Annotated in this window: 3 protein-coding genes; 2 read left to right on the top strand and 1 reads right to left on the bottom strand. The window is 64.7% G+C overall.

Translation table 11 applies throughout. The features are described 5' to 3' along the window. Nucleotides 1-112: 112 nt before the first annotated feature. Nucleotides 113-1,819 carry an IlvD/Edd family dehydratase gene (locus ABSG20_RS31605; RefSeq protein WP_423868374.1) on the bottom strand — a complete coding sequence of 569 codons (1,707 nt, stop codon included), beginning with the start codon at nt 1,817-1,819 and terminating at the stop codon, nt 113-115. Nucleotides 1,820-1,987: 168 nt separating this feature from the next. On the opposite strand from ABSG20_RS31605, the gene ABSG20_RS31600 reads away from it, so the two are divergent. Beyond that, nucleotides 1,988-2,995: a Gfo/Idh/MocA family protein gene (locus ABSG20_RS31600; RefSeq protein ID WP_423868373.1), complete on the top strand. Its 1,008-nt coding sequence runs from the start codon at nt 1,988-1,990 to the stop codon at nt 2,993-2,995. Between the two features lie 17 nt (nt 2,996-3,012). Continuing rightward, nucleotides 3,013-3,684, top strand: coding sequence for a GntR family transcriptional regulator (locus ABSG20_RS31595; protein WP_423868375.1), 672 nt, complete (start codon nt 3,013-3,015; stop codon nt 3,682-3,684). Nucleotides 3,685-3,901 lie beyond the last annotated feature (217 nt).

Raw genomic sequence — 3,901 nt, 5'->3', positions numbered from 1 at the left:
GGCTCCCGTCTTTGCGAGGAGCCTTTGCGACGAAGCAATCCAGCTTGCCGCGCGATGGATTGCTTCGTCGCTGACACTCCTCGCAATGACGGGTGAGCGGCGTCGCGTATGATTACCCCTTGCCCTCAGCCCGCATGAAATCGAAATCGCAGCCTTCGTCGGCCTGCAGGATGGTTGCGTTGAACAGATGGGCGTAGCCCCGCCTCGCCCAATCCGGCGTCGCGACGGGAGGCAGCGCCGCGCGGCGCTTCTCGAGTTCGGCACTGTCGACCAGAAGGTCGAGGCTGCGTTTGGCAACGTCGAGCCGGATCAGATCGCCGTTCTTGACCAGCGCCAGCGGACCGCCGATGGCGGATTCCGGCGTGATGTGCAGCACGATGGTGCCGAACGCGGTGCCGCTCATCCGGGCATCCGAGATCCGCACCATGTCCTTGACGCCGGCCCGCAATAGCTTCCGCGGGATCGGCAGATAGCCGGCCTCCGGCATCCCCGGCGCGCCCTTGGGGCCGGCATTGCGCAGCACCAGCACGTCGTCGGCGTTGACATCCAGATCGGGGCTATCGCCCCGCAGCGTCATGTCTTCCACGCTGTCGAACACCACGGCGCGGCCGGTATGCTGCAGCAGTTTTGCACTTGCCGCCGAATGCTTGATCACGGCGCCGCGCGGCGCGAGATTGCCGTGCAGCACCGCCATCGCGCCCTCCGGCTTGATCGGTGTCTTTCGCGCGCGGATGACCTCCTGTCCCGGCACCTCCTCGGCGCCGGCCACGACCTCACGCAGGCTCGCGCCGGTGATGGTCCTGGCATCGAGATCGATCAGGTCGCCGAGTTGCGCCATCAACTTCGGTACCCCCCCGGCATGATGGAAATGCTCCATGTAATGCTCGCCCGAGGGTTTCAGGTCGATCAGCACCGGGACCTCGCGGCCGAGCCTGTCAAAGGCTGCGAGATCGATGCGATGCGCGGTGCGGTTGGCGATCGCGGTGAGATGAATGAGGCCATTGGTCGATCCGCCGATCGCCTGCAGCACCACCTGCGCATTTCGGAATGATGCCTTGGTCAGCAATTGGCTCGGGCGCGGCCCTTTTGCCATCGCCATCGCAGCGGCGACCCTGCCGCTTGATTCGGCGCAGCGAAAGCGCTCGGCATGCGGCGCCGGAATCGTCGCGCTCATCGGCAGCGACAGGCCCAGCGCCTCGGTGATGCAGGCCATGGTGGAGGCGGTGCCCATCACCATGCAGGTCCCGACCGATGGCGCGAGCCGGCCGTTGACGGCATCGATTTCCGCCTCGTCGATCTCGCCGGCGCGGAATTTGGCCCACAGCCGGCGACAGTCGGTGCAGGCGCCAAGCACCTCGCCCTTGTGATGCCCGACCACCATCGGCCCCACCGGGATCACTACGGTCGGAAGATCGGCCGAGACCGCCGCCATGATCTGTGCCGGCAAGGTCTTGTCGCAGCCGCCAATCACGACGACTGCGTCCATCGGCTGGGCGCGGATCATCTCCTCGGTATCCATCGCCATCAGGTTGCGCAGATACATCGAGGTCGGGAATGCAAAACTTTCGGCGATCGAGATGGTCGGGAACACCATCGGCATGGCGCCGGCCAGCATCGCGCCGCGTTTCACCGCTTCGATGATCTGGGGCACGTTGCCGTGGCACGGGTTGTAGTCGCTGTGGGTGTTGGTGATGCCGACGATGGGGCGATCGAGCGCATCGTCGGAATAACCCATCGCCTTGATGAAGGCCTTGCGCAGGAACAGCGAAAACCCGGCGTCGCCGTAACTCGTCAGTCCCTTGCGAAGCCCATCGGCCATGGTGCGCGTTTCCTGTCCTCCCGCAGCTTTAGTTATGAAGTCCGCAGGATTATTGTCAATATTTGATATTTGGCCCGAAACGAGCCGCAGAATCCCGCCAATCAGCAGCATTATTGACAATAAATTTCGCGCGTGCTGATTTCAGGTCATGACCGGAAGCCGCATCCCATGAACCTGCCGTTGCGCATCGGCCTGATCGGTGCCGGCATGGTGAGCCGGCATCATCTGATCGCCTGGGCTGAGCTCGCCGATCAGGCAGGTGTCGTTGCCGTCGCCGATCCCTCGCCGGAAAACGCCGAGCGGCGCGCGTCCGAATTCGGGATCGCGCAAGTTCACGCCGATGCCGAAGCGATGCTGGCGGCAACCGAACTCGACGCCGTCGACATCGCCGCGCCGCGCCAGTTTCATGCGCCGCTGGTCCGGCTCGCGGCGCAACGGCGTCTGCCGGTGCTGTGCCAGAAACCGCTTGCACCCGACCTGCAGCAGGCGATCGAACTCGCCGCCGAGGTCAGGGATAAAACCCGGCTGATGGTGCATGAGAACTGGCGGTTCCGCGGATATTATCGCGATGCCGCCTCGTGGCTGCGCGCGGGCCGCATCGGTGAGGTCAAGCAGGCCCGGCTCACCTTGCTCACCTCAGGCGTGCTGCCTGGACCCAACGGATTGCGCCCGGCGCTGGAGCGCCAGCCTTTTATGCGCGGGGAAAAGCGCATGCTGGTCGCCGAGGTGCTGATCCATCACCTCGATACGTTGCGCATGCTGCTCGGACCGCTGCAGGTCACCGCGGCCGGCCTGAGCCGCAGTTTTTCCGACATGGCGGGCGAGGACGGCGCTGTCATCCAGATGAAGGCCGACAATGGCGCCGCCGTCAGCGTATTCGCAAGCTTCGCCGCGCACGGATATCCGCCGGCGCAGGTCGATCGGCTGGACATTCTCGGCGACACCGGCGCGATCCGGCTCGATGGGCCGCTTTTGACATGCGCAGGGGCCTATCGCGAGGAACGCTATTACGATCTGGCCGCCGAATATCAGGGCGCCTATAACCGGACCATCGCGCACTTCGTGCGATCGTTGCGAGAGAATACCCCGTTCGAAACCGCCCCGGAGGACAATCTCGAAACCTTGCGGCTGGTCGAGGATTGCTATCGGCTTTCCGGCTGGGAGGCCGCGCGATGAACCCGCAGGCCTCTACCATGCGAGCCACCTCCCTCACCCGCGAGCAGGAACAGGCCGAGGTGATCCACAGGCTCGAGGAGGACATCATCTTCGGCCGCTTCGCGCCGGGGTCGCGGCTGGTCGAGGACACGCTGATGTCGCGCTACGGCGCCAGCCGGCATTTCGTGCGCCAGGGGCTGTTCCAGCTCGAACGCCAGGGGATCGTGCTGCGCGAAAAGAACATCGGCGCCACCGTGCGGTTCTATTCCGGCGAGGAAGTACGGCAGATCTACCAGGTGCGGGAAATGCTGACGCGGCAGGCGGCCTTGATGATCGCGCTGCCAGCGCCGGCGGCGCTGATCGAACACCTCAGCGAGCTGCAACGCCGATACTGCACCATGGCCGACGCGCAGGATCTGCGCGGCATCCATGAGGCCAACGACGCCTTTCATGTCGCGCTGTTCTCGGCTAGCGGCAATCCCTATCTGGTGCGCTCGCTGCAGGACTACATGAACCTGACCTTGCCGATGCGGGCGAAAAATCTCGCCGACAGGGAAGGCCTGGCGCTGTCGCGCCGCCAGCACGAATTCATGATCGAACTGCTCAGGGGGCGCGACAGCTGGGCGTTCGCCCAGCTCTGCGTCGACCACATGCAGTATAGCAAGCAGGATTATCTCACTCGTATCGGGGCCGGCGAGCGCGAGGGATAGCGGCTCGACCAAGCTACCCGCTTTGTGCCCGGGGCGAGGTGGATTGCTTCGCTGGCGCTCGCAATGACGGCGAGGGAGCCGTGCGTTCTCACCCGCGTCATTGCGAGTTAAGCACCGGGCTTCGCCCGACCCGCGCGGATGAAACTGGTACGGAGCTTCCGGCTGGCAGGGCCGTGTTGCCAGACCGGGCGTTGATGGTAGATTTGGTTGCTGTTGG

It is taken from the genome of Bradyrhizobium sp. (assembly GCF_049512235.1).
Classification (GTDB): domain Bacteria; phylum Pseudomonadota; class Alphaproteobacteria; order Rhizobiales; family Xanthobacteraceae; genus Bradyrhizobium.
Note: the sequence above shows the minus strand (reverse complement) of the source record. Positions and strands in the feature narration are given on the sequence as shown.